Origin of the sequence: Cytobacillus sp. SAFR-174, assembly GCF_051964675.1 — a bacterium.
GTDB lineage: Bacteria > Bacillota > Bacilli > Bacillales > Cytobacillaceae > Cytobacillus.
On sequence record NZ_JBQCMZ010000010.1, the window covers coordinates 1 to 19,160 of the forward strand.

Genomic DNA, 19,160 nt, shown 5'->3' on the forward strand with positions numbered 1-19,160 from the left:
GTTCCCATACCGAACACGGAAGTTAAGCTTCTCAGCGCCGATGGTAGTTGGGGGCTGTCCCCCTGTGAGAGTAGGACGCTGCCGGGCACATGAAAGAGCACCTGATGGGTGCTTTTTTTTATGTGTAATTATAGGTATCTGAATCAGTTGGACTCTTCTTTTTAGTTGAAAAGTGCAGATATGTGTCACTTCGGCCAACATATGCGTCACTTTTTCAGGATATGCTTCACTTGGGCACATATATGCGTCACTTTTCGCATTTATGCGCCAGAATTAAATTATATGCGCCATTCCTCATCTCGCCGTCTGTTTTAATAATCGATTTCATTCTTAGAAAGGAATTATCCCAAATGTAAGATAAACTTCACAATATGTTAGATAAAAATGAAAACTTGATAGATAAACTTATAAACATGTTAGATAAAACCCCATACATGCTAGATAAACTCCAAAATCTGCTAGATAAAACTGTTACGAACCTCTCTCCTGCATATAGCCTCTTTAACCCAGACAAACCCCATTAAAAGATAAGCAGTTTCATCCCACACAAAAAAGGATAACCTATACACAAAGAATCAATTTTTGAAAAAAGGTTATCAAAAGCCAATTTCTTTTGTACAATAGGGACTTAATGGGAAGAGGACACTCATTTGCCTCTTAATTCCCCTCTGAAGGAGGACTTGAATTGATGGAAAATAGTTTTATTATGGTCGCTATTATTCTGATCATTAATATCGTATATGTATCATTTTTCACCATTAGGATGATTCTGACGCTTAAGGGACAGCGTTACCTGGCAGCTTTTATAAGCACCATCGAAGTTGTTATCTATGTCATTGGACTGGGGCTGGTTCTGGATAATCTGAATGAAATACAAAATCTGATTGCTTATGCAGTCGGTTATGGAATCGGCGTTATTGTCGGGATGAAAATTGAAGAGAAGCTGGCCCTAGGCTATATTACCGTAAATGTAATTACAAAGGAATATGACAGAGACCTGCCAAAAGCCTTAAGGGAAAAAGGGTATGGCGTAACCAACTGGGCTGCCAATGGTCTTGAAGGCGATCGGATGGCCCTGCAGATCCTGACACCGAGAAAATATGAGTTGAAGCTTTATCAGACGATTAAAGAGCTGGATCCTAAGGCCTTTATCATCGCTTATGAACCGAAAACGATCCATGGCGGCTTCTGGGTAAAATCAGTTAAGAGAGGAAAGTTGTCTCAATGAGCAAAGGCAAGAATAAAATGTCATTCGAAATCCAGGAAAATGAAACGATTGATCAGTGCCTGGAAAGAATCAAAAAGGCTGGATATATACCTGTAAGAAGGACTGAAAAGCCTATTTTTAAAGAAGTTAAGACAGGCAGTAAAGTCGATTATGAACCGGCCGGCCGGCAGATTGTTTTTGAGGCAAAACGAGAAGAAGGCTAAAATCCGAACAATAATTGTCTGACTTTTAGTATTGTTCGATTTTTCAATTGACAGAATATCAGGTATGTTGTTAATATGGTGGTAGTTAATAAAACGTGAATAAACCCCTCGTATAATAATGGGAATAGGGCCCATAAGTTTCTACCTGGCAACCGTAAATTGCCGGACTATGAGGGAAAGCTGATATGCCCGGCATGCAGAAGGAATGGTCCCTGCCGTTTGCAGGTTTCTTCCTTACGGATCTTTTTAGCCCGGACAGATTACTTTCTCTCATATAAGAGAAGGGTCTGTGCGGGTTTTTTGTCGCAGTCTAACGGGCAGTAAGACCCCCTCTTCAAGACTCCGAAGAATCGAAGGAGGATAAGTGGGGGTCAAACTGACCGTAAGGGCCCGATTGGTGAGATACAGTGAAACTTGCCGACGCGCAGGCAGAGGCTTAGTTGAACCAATCGGGTTCGTAGTGTCGATTGATCGAAGCGCTAGCGGAGATCTTAGCGACACTAGAACGCGACTAACAATCACCGGGGGATAAAGCGCCCCCACTGATTGTAGTTTCACTTTATATTGGAAGATTTGGAGGAGAAGGAATGAGCGTACAAGCAGCAGTCATTATGGGAAGCAAGTCAGATTGGGAGACAATGAAGCACGCTTGCGGAATTCTGGAAGAGCTTGAAATCCCGTTTGAAAAGAAAGTTGTTTCAGCCCATCGGACTCCAGATCTTATGTTTGAATATGCTGAGCAGGCAAGGGACAGAGGCATTAAGGTTATTATTGCGGGTGCAGGCGGAGCAGCACATCTGCCAGGAATGGTAGCAGCGAAAACAACACTTCCCGTCATTGGAGTACCAGTGCAATCAAAGGCTCTAAAGGGACTGGATTCATTGCTGTCCATTGTTCAAATGCCCGGCGGCGTTCCGGTTGCAACAGTTGCAATTGGAAAAGCAGGAGCCGTTAATGCCGGATTGCTGGCAGCACAAATACTCGGCGCTTTTGATACAGCCATTGCAGAACGTCTTCAGTCCAAAAGAGATAAAACAAAACAGGAAGTACTGGAAAGTAGTGATGAACTTGTCTAATACAACCATTTTACCTGGACAAACAATTGGAATTATTGGCGGGGGACAGCTTGGGAGAATGATGGCGCTGGCAGCTAAGGCTAATGGCTTCAGGATTGCGGTATTGGATCCATCAGATGATTCTCCTTGCGGGCAGGTTGCGGATATAAAAATCCTTGGCGAATACGGCCATTTAGATTCTATAAAAGAGCTGGCGAAAGTAAGCAATGTTATCACTTATGAATTTGAGAATATCAGTGCAGAAGCTCTTGAGTGGCTTTGTGCAAATGCGTATGTCCCACAGGGGAGCGAGGTGCTGGGGATTACCCAGGACAGGTCAAAGGAAAAAGCAGCCATCCAAAAAGCCGGCTGCGAGGTCGCGCCATATGCGGTCATTACGACTGAAAAAGACATTTATGATAATATAGAAAAGCTTGGCTATCCAGCAGTGTTAAAGACATCCAGAGGCGGATATGACGGAAAAGGGCAGTTTGTAATAAAGAACGGGCAGGATATTGAGAAAGCTGCAAATCTTCTGGAGAATGGCGAGTGCGTCCTTGAAAAATGGATCGCTTTCGAAAAGGAAATATCGGTTATTATCTGCCGGAATATTTCGGGTGAAAAAGCAGTATTTCCAGTCGGGGAAAATGTCCATAAAGAAAACATACTGCACCAGACCATTGTGCCGGCCATGATCACAGCTGATGCGGAGGAACGGGCAGTAAAGGCAGCAAACCGGCTGGCAGAAGCTTTAAGCCTTGTCGGTACACTGGCAGTCGAAATGTTTCTGACAAAGGACGGACAGATTTACATTAACGAGCTTGCACCCCGTCCGCATAACTCAGGCCACTATTCGATTGAAGCCTGCGAAACCTCCCAGTTTGAACAGCACATCCGCGCGGTATGCAATTGGCCGCTTGGAAGCACAGAGCTATTAAAACCGGCTGTTATGGTAAACATATTAGGAGAGCACCAGGAGCCTTTAATTAAGAAAATACCCCAATTGGATGACTGGAAGATACACCTGTACGGAAAAAAGGATGCCAAATATAAACGCAAAATGGGACATGTCACACTTCTGCGGAACTCAGCCGAAGAGGCACTCGAAGAAGCAGAACAGAGCGGCATTTGGACCCCTGTGAAGGAAAAGATCGGAGGATAAAACATGATTGAACGCTATACGAGACCGGAAATGGGAGCTATCTGGACAGAAGAGAACCGCTTTAAGGCTTGGCTTGAGGTAGAAATTCTTGCCTGTGAAGCTTGGGCTGAATTAGGAGATATTCCGAAAGAAGATGTTCAGAAAATCCGTGAGAATGCTTCTTTTAATATTAACCGCATTAAAGAAATCGAAGAGGAAACACGGCATGATGTTGTCGCTTTTACTCGTGCGGTATCTGAAACGCTTGGCGAGGAGCGCAAATGGGTTCATTACGGGCTTACTTCCACAGATGTCGTTGACACGGCTCTTTCTTACGTAATCAAGCAGGCGAATGATATTCTTCTAAAAGATATTGAACGTTTTGTGGAAATCCTGAAAAACAAAGCACAGGAGCACAAGCATACAGTGATGATGGGCCGTACGCACGGAGTGCATGCGGAGCCAACAACTTTCGGTTTAAAGCTTGCACTATGGTATGAAGAAATGAAGCGTAATCTTGACCGCTTTAAAGAAGCAGCTGCTGGTGTAGAGTTCGGTAAAATCTCTGGTGCCGTTGGAACATATGCAAACATCGATCCGTTCGTTGAAAAGTATGTGTGTGAAAAGCTGGGCATCCAGCCTGCGCCAATTTCTACACAAACACTTCAGCGTGACCGTCATGCACATTATATGGGTGCACTTGCACTTGTGGCCACTTCAATCGAGAAATTTGCGACGGAGATCCGCGGCCTGCAAAAAAGCGAAACGCGTGAAGTGGAAGAGTTTTTCGCGAAAGGCCAGAAGGGATCATCAGCAATGCCGCATAAACGCAATCCGATTGGTTCAGAAAATATGACGGGAATGGCAAGAGTAATCCGCGGCTATATGATGACTGCTTATGAAAATGTGGCATTATGGCATGAGCGCGATATTTCCCACTCATCAGCTGAAAGAATCATCCTGCCTGACGCTACAATTGCACTGAACTATATGCTGAACCGCTTTGGGAATATCGTAAAGAACTTAACAGTTTTCCCTGAAAACATGAAGCGCAATATGGACCGTACTTTAGGGCTGATTTACTCTCAGCGTGTTCTTCTGGCCCTGATTGACAAAGGCATGACTCGTGAAGAGGCATATGATACTGTCCAGCCGCGGGCCATGGAAGCATGGGAAAAGCAGGTGCAATTCCGCAGCCTGATCGAACAGGACGTGACCATTACATCAAAGCTATCCGAAGCAGAAATAGATGACTGCTTTGACTATAACTACCACATCAAGCATGTGGATACTATTTTTGACCGTTTAGGTTTATAAAAAATAAAGAGGTAAAGAGCAGTCTTTACCTCTTTGCCATCACGAAAATTCCCAATCTTCAAAAAATAAGGAGGCTCTCCGCAATGGAAAAAGGAGCATTGTTATACGAAGGCAAAGCCAAAAAGGTATATCAGACAAACGATGAAAATATTGTCTGGATTGAATATAAAGATTCTGCAACAGCCTTTAATGGGGAGAAAAAAGCAAGCATCAGCGGCAAGGGCCGGCTGAATAATGAGATTACCAGTTTGTTATTTTCAAAGCTTCAGGAGCTGGGGATTGATTCTCATTTTATTAAAAAGCTTTCGGAGACAGAACAGCTTGTAAAAAAAGTGGATATCATTCCGCTCGAAACAGTGGTCCGTAATGTTGCGGCGGGGAGCTTTTCTAAGAGATTGGGAGCTGAAGAAGGGAAAGAATTATCAAGACCAATTGTTGAGTTCTACTACAAAGATGATGAGCTTGGTGATCCGCTGCTGACAGAAGATCATATTGAAGTTCTTCAACTGGCTGATAAGCAGGAAGTTATCCTTTTACAAGAAAAAGCACTACAAGTTAATGCCGTTTTAAAAGACTTTTTCAAAGACCTGGGCATTAAACTAGTAGATTTCAAGCTGGAGTTTGGTAAAGATGAATCTGGCCAAATTTTGCTGGCTGATGAGATTTCGCCAGATACCTGCAGGCTTTGGGATATTGAAACAAATGAAAAACTGGATAAAGATGTTTTCCGCAGGGACCTTGGAAATTTAACGGATGCATATGAAAATATTTTAGCGAGACTGGGAGGCCAAACCGTATGTACAAAGTAAAAGTTTTCGTCACATTAAGAGAAAGTGTTCTAGATCCTCAAGGAACAGTTGTAAAAAACTCTCTGCACTCCATGAACTACAGCGAAGTGTCTGATGTACGCATTGGAAAATACATGGAGCTGACAGTGGAAAAAAGCGACCGTCCTGTTGAAGAGGCAGTAAAGGAAATGTGTGAGCGCTTGTTGGCTAATGTTGTGATTGAAGATTACCGCTTTGAAATTGAGGAGGCTGTTGCTCAGTGAAGTTCGCAGTGATCGTATTTCCAGGGTCCAATTGTGACATCGATATGTACCATGCAGTAAAGGATGAGCTTGGAGCGGAAGCCGAATATGTCTGGCATGACGCAGAAAGCTTGGATGAATATGATGGAATCCTTCTTCCAGGCGGGTTCTCATATGGTGATTACCTTCGTTCCGGTGCAGTGGCACGCTTCAGCAATGTCATGAAGGAAGTAGTGAAAGCTGCTGAGGCAGGCAAGCCGGTTCTCGGTGTCTGCAACGGATTTCAAATTCTGCTAGAAGCCGGTCTTCTGCCGGGAGCGATGAGAAGAAACGACAGCTTGAAATTCATTTGCCGCACGGTCGAATTGAAGGTTGAAAACAATGGAACGATGTTTTCATCCTCATACGAAAAAGGCGAGGTAATCAATATCCCAATCGCCCATGGCGAAGGTAACTATTATTGTGACGAAGCAACTTTAGAGGCTTTAAAGGCAAATAATCAGATTGTCTTTACTTATAACGAAACAAACCCAAATGGCAGCCTGGAAAACATCGCAGGCATTGTCAATGAAAAGGGAAATGTACTCGGCATGATGCCGCACCCTGAAAGAGCCGTTGATGAGCTTTTAGGGGGAGCAGATGGCCTGAAACTTTTTCAATCAATCGTAAAACAATGGAGGGACGCACATGTCGTTAAGCTTTAAGCCAAGTCCGGAACAGTTAAAGGCACAGAAGGTATACAAAGAGATGGGATTGTCTGATGACGAATTTGCGATGATTGAAAAGATTATCGGGCGTTTGCCAAATTACACAGAAATCGGTTTGTTTTCGGTTATGTGGTCAGAGCATTGCAGCTACAAAAACTCAAAGCCCGTGTTAAGCAAGTTCCCGACAACAGGAGAGAAAGTACTTCAGGGACCAGGGGAAGGAGCTGGAATTGTTGATATCGGCGATGGGCAAGCAGTTGTTTTTAAAATTGAAAGCCATAATCATCCGTCTGCAATCGAGCCTTACCAGGGGGCAGCAACAGGTGTCGGCGGGATTATCCGCGATGTATTTTCAATGGGCGCAAGACCGGTCGCACTCCTCAACTCTTTACGCTTTGGAGAATTGGATTCTCCTCGTGTACGGTACCTTTTTAAAGAAGTAGTCGCAGGCATTGCGGGCTACGGAAACTGCATCGGCATTCCAACAGTTGGGGGAGAAGTGCAGTTTGATCCTTCCTATGAAGGAAATCCGCTTGTAAACGCTATGTGCGTCGGCTTAATTGACCATAAGGATATCAAAAAAGGCCAGGCCCACGGAGTAGGCAACACAGTCATGTATGTTGGTGCAAAAACGGGCCGTGACGGTATCCATGGTGCTACTTTTGCATCTGAAGAATTAACAGACCAATCAGAATCAAAACGCCCGGCTGTCCAGGTTGGCGATCCATTCATGGAAAAGCTTCTGCTTGAAGCATGTCTTGAACTGGTCCAGTCTGACGCACTTGTCGGCATACAGGATATGGGAGCTGCCGGTTTGACAAGCTCTTCTGCTGAAATGGCGAGCAAAGCGGGATCGGGAATTGAAATGAATCTGGACCTTGTTCCTCAAAGGGAAACGGGCATGACTGCATATGAAATGATGCTTTCCGAGTCTCAGGAGAGAATGCTGATTGTCGTGAAAAAAGGACGCGAGCAGGAGATCGTTGATTTATTTTCCAAATATGATCTTGAAGCTGTTTCGATTGGCAAGGTAACGGATGATAAAATGCTCCGCCTGACTCATCAGGGGGAAGTGGTGGCAGAGCTGCCGGTAGATGCGCTTGCAGAGGATGCGCCGGTTTATCATAAGCCATCAAGCGAGCCGCAGTATTACCGTGAATTTCAGGCAATGGAAAATGAAATTCCTGCGGTTGAGGATTATAAAGAAACATTGGTAAAGCTTCTTCAGCAGCCGACGATTGCAAGTAAGGAATGGGTTTACGACCAGTACGACTATATGGTCCGCACGAATACAGTAGTGGCACCTGGATCAGATGCCGCAGTCATCCGCATCCGCGGCACCCGCAAAGGGTTGGCCATGACGACAGACTGCAACTCCCGCTATATGTATCTTGATCCTGAAACAGGCGGAAAAATTGCTGTTGCCGAAGCGGCAAGAAATATCATTTGCTCTGGCGGCCAGCCATTGGCAATAACAGATAATCTGAACTTCGGAAACCCGGAGAAGCCTGAAATCTTCTGGCAGATCGAAAAAGCCGCAGACGGAATCAGTGAAGCATGCCGCACATTGAATACACCCGTTATCGGCGGAAACGTCTCATTATATAACGAAACAAATGGAACAGCTATTTACCCAACGCCTGTCATTGGAATGGTGGGGCTTGTAGAAGACATTGACCATGTGACAACACAATCTTTTAAAGCAGCTGGGGACTTAATTTACCTGGTTGGCGAAACGAAGGATGAATTCGGCGGCAGTGAGCTGCAGAAGATGACATACGGCAGGATTTTCGGAAAAGCGCCTGAGCTTGATCTTGAAGAAGAAGAAAAGGCACAGGAACAAATTTTAAAAGCCATCCGTTCAGGGCTGGTTGCCTCTGCGCACGATGTGGCAGAAGGCGGGCTGGCTGTAGCTGCTGCGGAAAGCCTGATCGGTTCAAAAGGTCTGGGTGCAGATATCCGGGTAACAGGAAATGCGACTTCAGCTTTATTCAGTGAATCACAATCCCGTTTCCTGCTATCAGTAAAAAAAGAAAACCAGGAAGCATTTGAACGTTTGGTGGATGCGACACTAATCGGTGAAGTAACCGAAGCACCTGTACTTTATATGTCTAATGAAGAGGGCCTATTGCTTGCCGAACAGGTTAACGTTCTGAAGCAGGCCTGGAAAGGAGCTATTCCATGCTTGCTGAAATAAGAGGACTGAATGAAGAGTGCGGTGTTTTTGGAATCTGGGGGCATCAGGATGCTTCCCAGATCACGTATTACGGGCTTCATAGTCTGCAGCACCGCGGCCAGGAAGGCACCGGGATGGTTGTTACGGATGGAAAGAAGCTGAAAGGCATGAAAGGTGAAGGCCTTGTAACGGAAATTTTCACAGCAGATGCCATGAAGGAGCTGGAAGGAAAAGCAGCGATCGGACATGTCCGCTATGCGACTGCCGGCGGGGGCGGATATGAAAATGTCCAGCCTCTCCTGTTCAACTCACAAAGCGGCAGCCTTGCTCTCTGCCATAACGGAAACCTGGTGAATGCGACTGCCTTGAAGCATCAGCTTGAAGGACAGGGAAGCATTTTTCAAACGAGCTCGGATACAGAGGTGCTGGCTCACTTAATTAAGCGTGCAGGTTTCTCTTCACTTAAGGACCGTGTCAAAAATGCATTATCCATGATTAAAGGAGCTTATGCTTTTCTGATTATGACCGAAACAGAACTGATGGTTGCGCTGGACCCGAACGGCATGAGGCCGCTCTCACTTGGCAAGATTGGCGATGCTTATGCGGTTGCATCTGAAACCTGTGCATTTGATGTGGTCGGGGCAGAGTTTATCCGCGACATTCTGCCGGGAGAGCTGCTGATCATTGATGATAATGGATTCCGATCCGAAATGTTTGCCATGGCCTCTAATATTGCCATGTGCACGATGGAATATGTTTATTTCTCCCGTCCGGACAGCAATATCAACGGGATCAATGTGCATACCGCCCGGAAAAATCTTGGGAAGCAGCTGGCTCTTGAAGTGCCGATTGAAGGTGATGTTGTTACGGGTGTGCCGGATTCCAGCATTTCAGTTGCGATTGGATATGCTGAAGCGTCTGGCATTCCATACGAGATGGGTCTGATTAAAAACCGTTATGTGGGGCGCACATTTATCCAGCCATCCCAGTCGCTGCGTGAACAGGGTGTGAAAATGAAGCTGTCCCCGGTACGCGGAGTGGTAGAAGGCAAAAGAGTCATCATGGTGGACGACTCGATCGTCCGCGGAACAACAAGCAGACGGATCGTTACCATGCTGAAGGAAGCTGGTGCGACTGAGGTACATGTGCTGATCAGCTCACCGCCGATTAAAAATCCATGCTTCTATGGGATCGATACGTCGACAAAGGAAGAATTGATCGCCGGCAATCATTCTGTCGAGGAAATAAGAGAAATCATTGGTGCAGATACCCTTACCTTCTTAAGTACAGAGGGGATGGTCAAAGCAATTGGACGAAAAGACGGACAATGCCTGGCATGCTTTACAGGACAGTATCCGACGGAGATTTATCCGAGTACATTGCATCCTTATGAAAAGGTATAGATATGAAACTTGGCCGGTATTTTGCTCTTTTTGGCCGGTAAATATAAAGAATTGGCCGGTAAATCATCATTTTTGACCGGTAAAAGCACAATGTTGGCCGATAAAATACAAAATCGGCCTTTATTTTTCCAATACGGGGTGAAAAACAGATGGCAAATGCATATAAACAGGCCGGAGTAGATATTGAAGCTGGCTATGAAGCAGTTTCCCGCATGAAAAAACACGTACAGAAGACGATTCGTCCGGGTGTGCTTGGCGGTTTGGGTGGATTTGGCGGCATGTTCGATCTTTCTGAACTGAACCTGAAGGAACCGGTTTTGGTGTCAGGAACAGATGGTGTCGGCACGAAGCTGATGCTCGCTTTTATGATGGAAAAGCATGACACGATTGGGATTGATGCGGTCGCCATGTGTGTAAATGATATTGTCGTACAGGGAGCAGAGCCCCTTTACTTCTTGGATTATATCGCTTGCGGAAAAGCGGCGCCTGAACGGATTGAAGCGATTGTGAAAGGCATCGCGGATGGCTGTGAACAGGCCGGGTGTGCACTCGTAGGCGGTGAAACAGCCGAAATGCCTGGCATGTACAGTGAGGAAGAATATGATCTTGCCGGCTTTGCAGTCGGTGCCTGTGAAAAATCCAGCCTGATAAATGGTGCGGACATCAAGGCAGGAGATGTGCTGATTGGCCTTGCATCCAGCGGAATTCACAGCAATGGGTATTCACTTGTCAGAAAGCTGTTTTTTGAAAAAGCGAATATGTCCTTAACCGATCATGTAGAAGAATTAGGCTGCACTTTAGGGGAAGAGCTGCTTCGTCCTACAAAAATTTATGTAAAGTCCCTTCTTTCAGCTATGAAGCAATTCAAGCTGAAAGGCATGGCCCACATTACCGGCGGCGGATTTATTGAAAATATCCCGCGCATGCTGCCTGAAGGCCTTGGCGCCCAGCTTACTGAAAGCAATTGGGAAGTGCCGCCTGTGTTCACGGTGATGGAGAAGCTTGGCCGACTCGAACGCAAGGAAATGTACAACATTTTTAATATGGGAACAGGCATGGTGATTGCAGCAGATAAAGATATTGCTGATGAACTGATCGCCTATTTTAATGAATTTGGCGAAAAGGCCTATCTGATGGGGACAGTAACGGATCAGGAAGGAATTGAAATTCTGTAACTTGGAGGAAGTCATGAAAAAAATAGCAGTGTTTGCTTCCGGAAGCGGAACGAACTTTCAGGCCATTGCTGATGCCGCCAGAAAAGGGGACTTGCAGGCTGAGATTGTCTTGTTTGTCTGTGACCGGTCAGGTGCCTACAGCATCCAGCGTGCGCAAAACGAACAGGTGCCGCAATTTGTTTTTTCAGCTAAAGACTATGCCGGCAAAGCAGAGTATGAAAGAGCGATTTTGCAAAGGCTGAAGGAGAGCGGGGCCGAGTATATTATTCTCGCAGGCTATATGAGACTGATTGGCCCGACGCTTTTGAAAGAGTTTGAAGGCAGGATTATTAATATCCACCCTTCTCTTCTTCCCGCTTTTCCAGGTAAGGATGCGATTGGCCAGGCATTATCTGCCAATGTGAAGGTAAGCGGTGTGACGGTTCATTTTGTCGATGAAGGAATGGATACGGGCCCGATAATTGCTCAGGCGCCAGTTGCTATAGATGAGGGTGAGACTCTTGAAAGTCTTCAAAAGAAGATACATGAAGTCGAGCATAAGCTTTATCCGCAGGTTTTGCAAAGTCTTTTCTGTGCTAAAATGGTAGAGAGCTAAAGTTTATTCAACAGAGTCAGGGGGAGCGAACATGAAGAAACGTGCATTAATCAGTGTTTCCGACAAAAATGGCATCACAGAATTTGCCCGGCAGCTAAGCGAACTGGGATTTGAAATTATTTCAACAGGCGGTACAAAAAAAGCGCTGGAAGAGAGTGGGGTTCCTGTTATCGGCGTAAGCGATGTGACAGGCTTTCCGGAAATCCTGGAAGGACGTGTAAAAACATTAAATCCGATGATACATGGCGGACTGCTGGCTAAGCATGGCGAACCAGCCCACAAGCAGCAGCTTGAGGAGCATGGGATCCAGCCTATCCAGGTTGTGTGCGTGAATTTGTATCCGTTCCAGCAAACCATAGCTAAACCGGATGTGACAGTAGAGGATGCGATAGAGAATATAGATATCGGCGGCCCGTCCATGCTGCGTGCTTCCGCCAAGAACCATGAATATGTAACGGTTGTGGTGGATCCTGTCGATTATGAAACAGTTCTTTCACAGCTGAAAGAAACCGGAGAGGTTCAAAAGGAAACCCGCCGCAGGCTTGCTGCGAAGGTATTCCGCCACACAGCTGCCTATGATGCGATGATCGCTGAATATATGACAGATTTGGCAAATGAAGAAACGCCTGAAAAATTAACGGTTACGTATGAATTGAAGCAAACATTGAGATACGGGGAAAATCCGCATCAAAGTGCTGCGTTTTACCGTAAGCCGCTTGGTTCTGAATTTTCGATTGCGAACGCTGAACAGCTTCACGGCAAGGAATTATCCTACAACAATATCAACGATGCAGATGCAGCTCTCCAAATCGTTAAAGAATTCTCGGAGCCTGCAGCAGTTGCTGTTAAGCATATGAATCCTTGCGGAGTGGGGACCGGAGAAAATGTATTTGATGCTTTTTCAAAAGCTTTCGCAGCTGACCCTGTTTCAATTTTCGGCGGAATCATTGCCTTAAACAGGGAAGTGGATGCAGAAACAGCCAAAAAGCTATATGAAATTTTCCTTGAAATCATCATTGCACCATCCTTCTCAGATGAAGCGCTTGAAATTTTGAAAGGGAAAAAGAACCTGCGCCTGCTGACCATTCCTTTTGAAGGAAAAAAGAAAGCGGAGATGAGATTGTCCGCTATTGAAGGCGGCCTGCTGACGCAGGAATATGATCTATTCACTCTTGAAGATGCAGAAGTAAAAGTTGCGACCAAGAGGGAGCCGACGGAAGAAGAGTGGAAAGCACTGAAGCTGGGCTGGAAAGTCGTTAAGCATGTGAAATCCAATGCGATAGTCGTCAATGATGCAAACATGACACTTGGAGTTGGTGCCGGGCAGATGAACCGCGTGGGCTCTGCCAAAATTGCGCTTGAACAGGCAGGTGAAAAAGCAAACGGAGCCGTAATGGCATCGGATGCCTTTTTCCCAATGAACGATACCGTTGAAGTCGCAGCCAAAGCAGGCATCACAGCCATCATCCAGCCGGGGGGCTCCATCCGTGATGAAGACTCCATCAAAAAGGCCGACGAGTACGGAATTGCCATGGTCTTTACAGGCGTACGGCATTTTAAACATTAAACGAAAAGCGGAAGCGCCTCGACCAGGGGCGACAAGCATAAGACGAGCTGTCGGAAAGGTGGTTCTTTACCTTTTTGACAGATTGGCTTATGACCTCGAGCCCCTAGGCGCTGTAGATAGACAAACGAAAAGCGGAAGCGCCTCGATAGGAGGAACGCAGACTAAGAGCGCCACGTCCTGTGGCAACGTCTGCATGACTCCCATCCTGGGAGCCTCAAGCATAAGACGAGCTGTCGGAAAGGTGGTTCTTTACCTCTTTACCTTTTTGACAGATTGGCTTATAACCTCGAGCCCCTAAGCGCTGTAGCTGGACAAACGAAAGCGGAAGCGCCTCGATCAGGAAGGCGCTGAGCTAAACAATACGAAAAGCGGAAGCTGACATTTTACGGAGGTGGGCGTAATGAAGGTATTGGTTATTGGTAGAGGCGGACGTGAACATGCAATTTGCTGGAAGATGAATCAAAGCCCTTCAGTTGAACAGGTTTTTGCGGCTCCGGGAAATCCGGGAATGGAAGATTCAGCAGTGCTTGCTGCCATTCAGGAAAACGACCAGGAAAAGCTTGTGCAATTTGCTCAGGAAAATGAAATTGACTTGACTGTAATTGGGCCGGAAGTGCCGCTGCTTGAGGGACTGGCAGACCGATTTGAAGAAGCCGGGTTAAAGGTATTTGGACCAAAAAAAGCTGCAGCTGAAATTGAAGGCAGCAAGTCTTTTGCCAAAGAGCTTATGAAGAAATATGCTATCCCTACTGCCGAATATGGAGTATTCAGCAACTATGAAGAAGCGAAAGCCTATATTGAAGCAAAGGGCGCTCCCATTGTTCTGAAAGCAGATGGCCTTGCAGCAGGAAAAGGCGTAATAGTGGCCATGACCATGCAGGAAGCATTATCCGGGATTGAGGAGCTATTATTAAATGAAAAGTTTGGACAGGCTTCTTCTACAGTTGTAATTGAAGAATTCCTTGAAGGGGAAGAATTCTCTTTAATGGCATTTGTGAACGGAGAAACCGTCGTTCCGCTGGAAATTGCCCAGGATCACAAGCGTGCTTTTGATGGAGATCTGGGACCGAATACAGGCGGAATGGGTGCTTATTCACCCGTACCGCATATTGGTGAGGAAACAATTGCAAAAGCTGTTGAACAGGTTTTGTACCCGGCAGCGAAAGCAATGGTTCAGGAAGGCCGAAGTTTTACCGGAATTTTATATGCAGGTCTGATTAAAACAGCAGCAGGCCCGAAGGTAATCGAATTTAATGCCCGTTTTGGAGATCCTGAAACACAGGTGATTTTACCGCGGATGAATTCGGATCTGGCGGAGGTAATGCTGGCAGTCCTGAATGGGGAGCAGCCTGAAATCGAGTGGAGTGAGGAAGCAATCGTCGGAGTGGTAGCTGCTTCAAAGGGCTACCCTGAAGCATACGAAAAAGGAGCTGTGCTGCATGGACTGGATGCGCTTAAAGATGTTTTTGTCTTCCATGCCGGCACTGATCGAAACAGCTCAGGTGAGTATGTGACAAATGGAGGACGCGTGCTGCTGGCAGGCGCCAGAGCGTCTACACTAAAAGATGCACAGCAAAAAGTATATTCCGAACTGGAAAACCTTCAGTGCGAAGGTGTATTCTGCCGCAAAGATATTGCCGATAAAGCTATCGCGCACGTCCTTTCTTAGTCTTCCGGATATACACAAACAGAAGTGCTACAATGCTTCCGATTATGGCTGTCAGCACAAATGTCATATCCATTACGTATTCCCAGAACATATTGTCAGCTCCTTTCTATAGTACAGCCCCCAAATAGGGGGCTGAATTTTTTTAAAACTTAAGACGGATTATAAGGAAGAATCTCCTCAACAGCCTCATCATTATTATGGTGATTTTCTCTCTTTTCCTGAACCATGTCCTGGCCTCTTTCAAAAAGAGCTGTCAATGGGCAAAAGCGGACAATCCCCTCAGCCACTTTCATTCCTCCCAGCATGGCCATCACAAGATAAGAGTCCCGCCAAGGTCTCTTCACAAGCTTTGAAGTGCTCCAGGCCAGTACCGTTAATCCGACTGTTATCCGTATCAAGGCATTTACAATGCCGATATTTGATTTTACATGCATAGGTCCCACCACTTTCATGAAATTTTTACAGTCTTTTACTGATTCTTTAATGCGTTAAACAGTGAAATATGTTACTATAATAAAACAGGAGAAAATGAAAGGGCTTTCTTTATTGATGTAAAGCCATTTTATTAATTGTGTTCATACTAAAAACAGAGTCTTTATATATATAGATATCAACAAGGGAGGGAGTATAGTGCTGGAACAGCGTTACCGTTGGAAAAACAGGCACTTGCGTGAACATGTTTCCGTATTGGACGGAAAACTTTCACCGACGATATTACTTAAGAACGCGCGTTATCTGAATCAGGCGCTTCGCAAATGGATAACAGCAAATATATGGATTTATGGCGACCGTATTGTTTATGTGGGCGAAAAGCTGCCGGAAAAAACAGATCAGTGTGAGGTCTTTGATTGTACAGGACTTACGCTCGTACCCGGATATATTGAGCCGCATGCCCATCCATTTCAATTATATAATCCCCATTCCCTGGCGAGCTATGCATCGCAGTTTGGGACAACAACCCTGATTAATGATAATATGGTGCTTGCTTTACAGCAGGATAAAAAGAAAGCGTTTTCTTTTTTGAAGGAAATGAGAAACATGCCTGCAACAACCTATTGGTGGTGCCGATTTGATGCTCAAACAGAGATCCAGCGCGAAGAATCTGTTTTTTCCCATGGAAACGTTAAATCGTGGCTTGAACATGATGCCGTGCTTCAGGGAGGAGAGCTGACAGGCTGGCCGAAGCTATTGGATGGCGATGATATGATGCTTCATTGGATTCAGGAAACAAAGCGGATGAGGAAAAAGATTGAAGGCCATTTTCCGGGGGCATCCGAAAAAACGCTGGCAAAGCTTATGCTGCTTGGCGCTGATTGTGACCATGAGTCAATGACTGGGAAAGATGTGTATAATCGCCTTTTACAGGGATATACCGTATCTCTCCGGTACTCTTCCATCCGTCCGGATCTGCCGGTTTTATTGGAGGAAATGCATGAAATCGGCATTGATCAATATGATCGGATGGTTTTCACAACAGACGGTTCCTTTTCTTCCTTTTATGAGCAGGGAATCATTGATCATATGATCCGCATTGCCATAGATAAAGGAGTGCCGGTAATTGATGCGTATAATATGGCAACCATTAATGTGGCCCGTCATTATGGAATTGATTATTTACATGGCTCCATTGCGACAGGAAGGGTTGCCAACATCAACTTCCTGTCAGATGAAAATGAACCAACTCCACTATCTGTTATTGCCAAAGGAGAATGGGTGAAGAGAGACGGTGAAAACCTGCATGCCTATAAGCCTGTGGCATGGGAAGAATTCGGCTTTGAACCGCTGGCTATTGATTGGGAGCTGACAAGTGATGATATGCAATTCTCCATGCCTTTCGGGATAAAGCTTGAGAATGCTGTAATTACGAAGCCATACTCCATCACAATTGACGTATCTTCCGAAGAGCTGGAGAAAGACCATGATGAATGTTTCTTCATGCTTGTTGACCGGAATGGACAATGGCGAATAAATACCATACTTAAAGGCTTCTCCCAAAGCCTGGATGGAATGGCAAGTTCATTTTCCAATACCGGTGACATCATTTTAATCGGCAAAAGCAAACAGGAAATGCTGAATGCTTTTAACAGGCTGAAAGAAATTGGCGGAGGCATTGTCATATCTGAAGGGGGAAGGATTGTCCAGGAGATGGAGCTCCGCCTAAAAGGTGTCATGTCCCATAAAAATGTGGAGGAATTAATGCAGGAAGAAAAACAGCTTGTGCATTATTTGCGTGATCAAGGCTACAGACATGAAGATCCAATGTACACGCTGCTCTTTTTCTCTTCAACCCATCTGCCTTATATCAGAATTACCCAGCAGGGAATGTATGATGTCATGAATAAAACGGTACTCTTTCCAACGATAATGCGTTAAAATATGAAAGAGGTGTAATAGAATAGAGATTAAAACTGCTCAAGGGAGCTAACATAGAATCCGCATCAAAAGCAAAAATCACACGGGGTGGAAAATGTTAAAAAGATGGATAGCTGTATCAGCAGCAGCAATGCTTCTCGTTTCTGGATGCAGTAAAGAAAAAGCAGAGGAGCCGGCAAAGCAGGAGACGGAAAAAGCGGAAGAAGCCACAAAAGGTGTCAGCTCTGAAAAAGAACTTCCATTTCAATATCCGCTCACAGGCTTCGGGTCGGAAACAGAGGTGGATGGAAGGGCTGTGGCGGTGATGATCAATAATCATCCGAAAGCCCGTCCGCAATCAGGGCTTAACCAGGCTGATGTCGTCTATGAAATGCTGGCAGAAGGGGACGTGACCCGTTTTCTTGCTATTTTTCAAAGTGAGCGGCCCGAAATGATAGGGCCTGTCAGAAGTTCCAGGGATTATTATATTGAGCTGGCCAAAGGCTATGACAGCCTTTACATTGCCCACGGCTACAGCCCGGAGGCTAAAGAGCTGCTGGATCAGGGGTATGTTGATAACCTGAACGGAATGCAGTATGACGGTACATTGTTTAAAAGGGAAAGCTTTAGACAGGCTCCGCATAATTCCTATATTTCTTTTGACAATGTGCTGAAAGGAGCAAAAGAAAAAAATTATGCGATGGAAGATGAGCCGAAATCTCTTGATTTTCTTTCGAAGGAAGAAATTAAGGCAATTCAGGGAGAGAAAGTTGACTCTGCCATGATCTCCTACTTGGACAATGAATTATTCAATGTCATCTATGAATATGATGCAGGACTTGAGAAGTATAAAAGATATTCCAATGGAGAGCTTACAGCTGACTACAAATCCGGGGAACCTGCATTACTTGATAACATTTTCATCGCAGAAGCAGACCATCAAGTGGTTGACAGCGCAGGCCGCCGTGATATTAACTTAACTTCTGGGGGAAAAGGATATCTCCTTCAAAAAGGAAAAGTGACAGAGGTGCAGTGGGAAAATATTGACGGGCGAATTCTTCCTGTCTTGAACGGCCAGCAGGCTGGCCTGGTTCCGGGGAAAACATGGATCAACATCGTTCCATCAAACCCGGGCCTGGAGCAAACGGTTTCCTTTGAAGCTAAACAATAATGATTGAAAATACTATTTAAACAAAGGGGTATGCAAATATATGCAAATTGATAAGCTAAGAGGCAAAGAACTGGATCAGTTATTTAAGTCTGTTCTATCTTTAAAAGACCTGGAAGAGTGCTACCGATTCTTTGACGACTTATGTACAGTGAATGAAATACAATCCCTGGCACAGCGCCTGGAAGTGGCACGCATGCTTCGTGAAGGAAAAACCTATCATAAAATTGAAACAGATACAGGCGCCAGCACGGCAACCATTTCACGTGTAAAACGCTGCCTCAACTATGGAAATGATGCCTATGAAATGGCATTGGAAAGAATCAAAGAAGAAGAAGCTGAAAAGGCGTAAATATTCGTTTTGCTTAAACCGA

At 45.3% G+C, this 19,160-nt stretch carries 19 protein-coding genes, 1 rRNA gene and 1 riboswitch; of the genes, 18 read left to right on the forward strand and 2 right to left on the reverse strand.

Translation table 11 applies throughout. The annotated features are described in order from the left end of the window. The 15 genes from rrf to purD all read left to right on the forward strand — a co-directional run. Positions 1–87: ribosomal RNA gene (gene rrf / locus ACTHRG_RS11760) — 5S ribosomal RNA — on the forward strand; the annotation flags it as partial. Between the two features lie 598 nt (positions 88–685). Beyond that, positions 686–1,228: a DUF2179 domain-containing protein gene (locus ACTHRG_RS11765; RefSeq protein ID WP_076263580.1), complete on the forward strand. Its 543-nt coding sequence runs from the start codon at positions 686–688 to the stop codon at positions 1,226–1,228. Continuing rightward, on the forward strand, positions 1,225–1,431 hold the full coding sequence (locus ACTHRG_RS11770; protein WP_076263583.1) for an NETI motif-containing protein: 207 nt from the start codon (positions 1,225–1,227) through the stop codon (positions 1,429–1,431). Before ACTHRG_RS11765 ends, ACTHRG_RS11770 begins: the two co-directional genes overlap by 4 nt. Positions 1,432–1,519: 88 nt before the next feature. Further along, positions 1,520–1,621, forward strand: a riboswitch (purine riboswitch). A gap of 397 nt (positions 1,622–2,018) precedes the next feature. Then, positions 2,019–2,507, forward strand: a complete 489-nt coding sequence (purE, locus tag ACTHRG_RS11775) for a 5-(carboxyamino)imidazole ribonucleotide mutase (protein WP_440231238.1) — start codon at positions 2,019–2,021, stop codon at positions 2,505–2,507. Next, positions 2,494–3,648, forward strand: a complete 1,155-nt coding sequence (gene purK / locus ACTHRG_RS11780) for a 5-(carboxyamino)imidazole ribonucleotide synthase (RefSeq protein WP_286149093.1) — start codon at positions 2,494–2,496, stop codon at positions 3,646–3,648. Before purE ends, purK begins: the two co-directional genes overlap by 14 nt. 3 nt (positions 3,649–3,651) lie before the next feature. Continuing rightward, the gene (gene purB / locus ACTHRG_RS11785) at positions 3,652–4,944 is read left to right on the forward strand and encodes an adenylosuccinate lyase (RefSeq protein ID WP_076263229.1); all 1,293 of its coding nucleotides are present in this window, start codon (positions 3,652–3,654) and stop codon (positions 4,942–4,944) included. 83 nt (positions 4,945–5,027) lie between these two features. Beyond that, positions 5,028–5,753, forward strand: coding sequence for a phosphoribosylaminoimidazolesuccinocarboxamide synthase (purC, locus tag ACTHRG_RS11790; RefSeq protein ID WP_076263231.1), 726 nt, complete (start codon positions 5,028–5,030; stop codon positions 5,751–5,753). Then, a complete protein-coding gene (gene purS / locus ACTHRG_RS11795; protein WP_009336741.1) occupies positions 5,741–5,995 on the forward strand; it encodes a phosphoribosylformylglycinamidine synthase subunit PurS in 255 nt (84 codons plus the stop codon). Before purC ends, purS begins: the two co-directional genes overlap by 13 nt. Continuing rightward, positions 5,992–6,678 carry a phosphoribosylformylglycinamidine synthase subunit PurQ gene (gene purQ, locus ACTHRG_RS11800; protein ID WP_076263234.1) on the forward strand — a complete coding sequence of 229 codons (687 nt, stop codon included), beginning with the start codon at positions 5,992–5,994 and terminating at the stop codon, positions 6,676–6,678. The genes purS and purQ overlap by 4 nt, the downstream gene beginning before the upstream one ends. Beyond that, positions 6,662–8,878 carry a phosphoribosylformylglycinamidine synthase subunit PurL gene (purL, locus tag ACTHRG_RS11805; RefSeq protein WP_440231239.1) on the forward strand — a complete coding sequence of 739 codons (2,217 nt, stop codon included), beginning with the start codon at positions 6,662–6,664 and terminating at the stop codon, positions 8,876–8,878. The genes purQ and purL overlap by 17 nt, the downstream gene beginning before the upstream one ends. Further along, positions 8,863–10,260 carry an amidophosphoribosyltransferase gene (gene purF / locus ACTHRG_RS11810; protein WP_076263238.1) on the forward strand — a complete coding sequence of 466 codons (1,398 nt, stop codon included), beginning with the start codon at positions 8,863–8,865 and terminating at the stop codon, positions 10,258–10,260. Before purL ends, purF begins: the two co-directional genes overlap by 16 nt. Positions 10,261–10,409: 149 nt before the next feature. Then, the gene (purM, locus tag ACTHRG_RS11815) at positions 10,410–11,435 is read left to right on the forward strand and encodes a phosphoribosylformylglycinamidine cyclo-ligase (RefSeq protein WP_076263241.1); all 1,026 of its coding nucleotides are present in this window, start codon (positions 10,410–10,412) and stop codon (positions 11,433–11,435) included. Positions 11,436–11,448: 13 nt separating this feature from the next. After that, positions 11,449–12,030: a phosphoribosylglycinamide formyltransferase gene (gene purN / locus ACTHRG_RS11820; protein WP_076263243.1), complete on the forward strand. Its 582-nt coding sequence runs from the start codon at positions 11,449–11,451 to the stop codon at positions 12,028–12,030. 31 nt (positions 12,031–12,061) lie between these two features. Beyond that, entirely contained in the window at positions 12,062–13,597 is a 1,536-nt protein-coding gene (gene purH, locus ACTHRG_RS11825) for a bifunctional phosphoribosylaminoimidazolecarboxamide formyltransferase/IMP cyclohydrolase (RefSeq protein ID WP_076263245.1), read from the forward strand. Positions 13,598–13,997: 400 nt separating this feature from the next. Then, positions 13,998–15,266, forward strand: a complete 1,269-nt coding sequence (gene purD / locus ACTHRG_RS11830) for a phosphoribosylamine--glycine ligase (protein ID WP_076263247.1) — start codon at positions 13,998–14,000, stop codon at positions 15,264–15,266. Here purD and ACTHRG_RS11835 read toward each other — a convergent pair. Continuing rightward, positions 15,244–15,357: an EYxxD motif small membrane protein gene (locus tag ACTHRG_RS11835; protein ID WP_323805933.1), complete on the reverse strand. Its 114-nt coding sequence runs from the start codon at positions 15,355–15,357 to the stop codon at positions 15,244–15,246. The two genes, purD and ACTHRG_RS11835, sit on opposite strands and share 23 nt — an antisense overlap. A 58-nt stretch (positions 15,358–15,415) precedes the next feature. After that, on the reverse strand, positions 15,416–15,700 hold the full coding sequence (locus ACTHRG_RS11840; protein ID WP_076263250.1) for a YgaP family membrane protein: 285 nt from the start codon (positions 15,698–15,700) through the stop codon (positions 15,416–15,418). A 196-nt stretch (positions 15,701–15,896) separates the two neighbouring features. Here ACTHRG_RS11840 and ACTHRG_RS11845 point away from each other — a divergent pair, with 196 nt between their 5' ends. The 3 genes from ACTHRG_RS11845 to ACTHRG_RS11855 all read left to right on the forward strand — a co-directional run bounded on the left by ACTHRG_RS11845 (position 15,897) and on the right by ACTHRG_RS11855 (position 19,138). Beyond that, the gene (locus ACTHRG_RS11845; protein ID WP_175609182.1) at positions 15,897–17,639 is read left to right on the forward strand and encodes an adenine deaminase C-terminal domain-containing protein; all 1,743 of its coding nucleotides are present in this window, start codon (positions 15,897–15,899) and stop codon (positions 17,637–17,639) included. 94 nt (positions 17,640–17,733) lie between these two features. Next, on the forward strand, positions 17,734–18,789 hold the full coding sequence (locus ACTHRG_RS11850) for a DUF3048 domain-containing protein (RefSeq protein ID WP_076263255.1): 1,056 nt from the start codon (positions 17,734–17,736) through the stop codon (positions 18,787–18,789). A 40-nt stretch (positions 18,790–18,829) separates the two neighbouring features. Beyond that, positions 18,830–19,138, forward strand: coding sequence for a YerC/YecD family TrpR-related protein (locus ACTHRG_RS11855; RefSeq protein ID WP_035333268.1), 309 nt, complete (start codon positions 18,830–18,832; stop codon positions 19,136–19,138). Positions 19,139–19,160: the final 22 nt, after the last annotated feature.

What these genes read in the sequence shown, in the direction of transcription:
- ACTHRG_RS11770 (WP_076263583.1), top strand. Translation starts at nt 1,225, where the DNA reads ATGAGCAAAGGCAAGAATAAAATGTCATTCGAAATCCAGGAAAATGAA.
- purE (WP_440231238.1), top strand. Translation starts at nt 2,019, where the DNA reads ATGAGCGTACAAGCAGCAGTCATTATGGGAAGCAAGTCAGATTGGGAG.
- purK (WP_286149093.1), top strand. Translation starts at nt 2,494, where the DNA reads ATGAACTTGTCTAATACAACCATTTTACCTGGACAAACAATTGGAATT.
- purB (WP_076263229.1), top strand. Translation starts at nt 3,652, where the DNA reads ATGATTGAACGCTATACGAGACCGGAAATGGGAGCTATCTGGACAGAA.
- purC (WP_076263231.1), top strand. Translation starts at nt 5,028, where the DNA reads ATGGAAAAAGGAGCATTGTTATACGAAGGCAAAGCCAAAAAGGTATAT.
- purS (WP_009336741.1), top strand. Translation starts at nt 5,741, where the DNA reads ATGTACAAAGTAAAAGTTTTCGTCACATTAAGAGAAAGTGTTCTAGAT.
- purL (WP_440231239.1), top strand. Translation starts at nt 6,662, where the DNA reads ATGTCGTTAAGCTTTAAGCCAAGTCCGGAACAGTTAAAGGCACAGAAG.
- purF (WP_076263238.1), top strand. Translation starts at nt 8,863, where the DNA reads ATGCTTGCTGAAATAAGAGGACTGAATGAAGAGTGCGGTGTTTTTGGA.
- purM (WP_076263241.1), top strand. Translation starts at nt 10,410, where the DNA reads ATGGCAAATGCATATAAACAGGCCGGAGTAGATATTGAAGCTGGCTAT.
- purN (WP_076263243.1), top strand. Translation starts at nt 11,449, where the DNA reads ATGAAAAAAATAGCAGTGTTTGCTTCCGGAAGCGGAACGAACTTTCAG.
- purH (WP_076263245.1), top strand. Translation starts at nt 12,062, where the DNA reads ATGAAGAAACGTGCATTAATCAGTGTTTCCGACAAAAATGGCATCACA.
- purD (WP_076263247.1), top strand. Translation starts at nt 13,998, where the DNA reads ATGAAGGTATTGGTTATTGGTAGAGGCGGACGTGAACATGCAATTTGC.
- ACTHRG_RS11835 (WP_323805933.1), bottom strand. Translation starts at nt 15,357, where the DNA reads ATGTTCTGGGAATACGTAATGGATATGACATTTGTGCTGACAGCCATA.
- ACTHRG_RS11840 (WP_076263250.1), bottom strand. Translation starts at nt 15,700, where the DNA reads ATGCATGTAAAATCAAATATCGGCATTGTAAATGCCTTGATACGGATA.
- ACTHRG_RS11850 (WP_076263255.1), top strand. Translation starts at nt 17,734, where the DNA reads ATGTTAAAAAGATGGATAGCTGTATCAGCAGCAGCAATGCTTCTCGTT.
- ACTHRG_RS11855 (WP_035333268.1), top strand. Translation starts at nt 18,830, where the DNA reads ATGCAAATTGATAAGCTAAGAGGCAAAGAACTGGATCAGTTATTTAAG.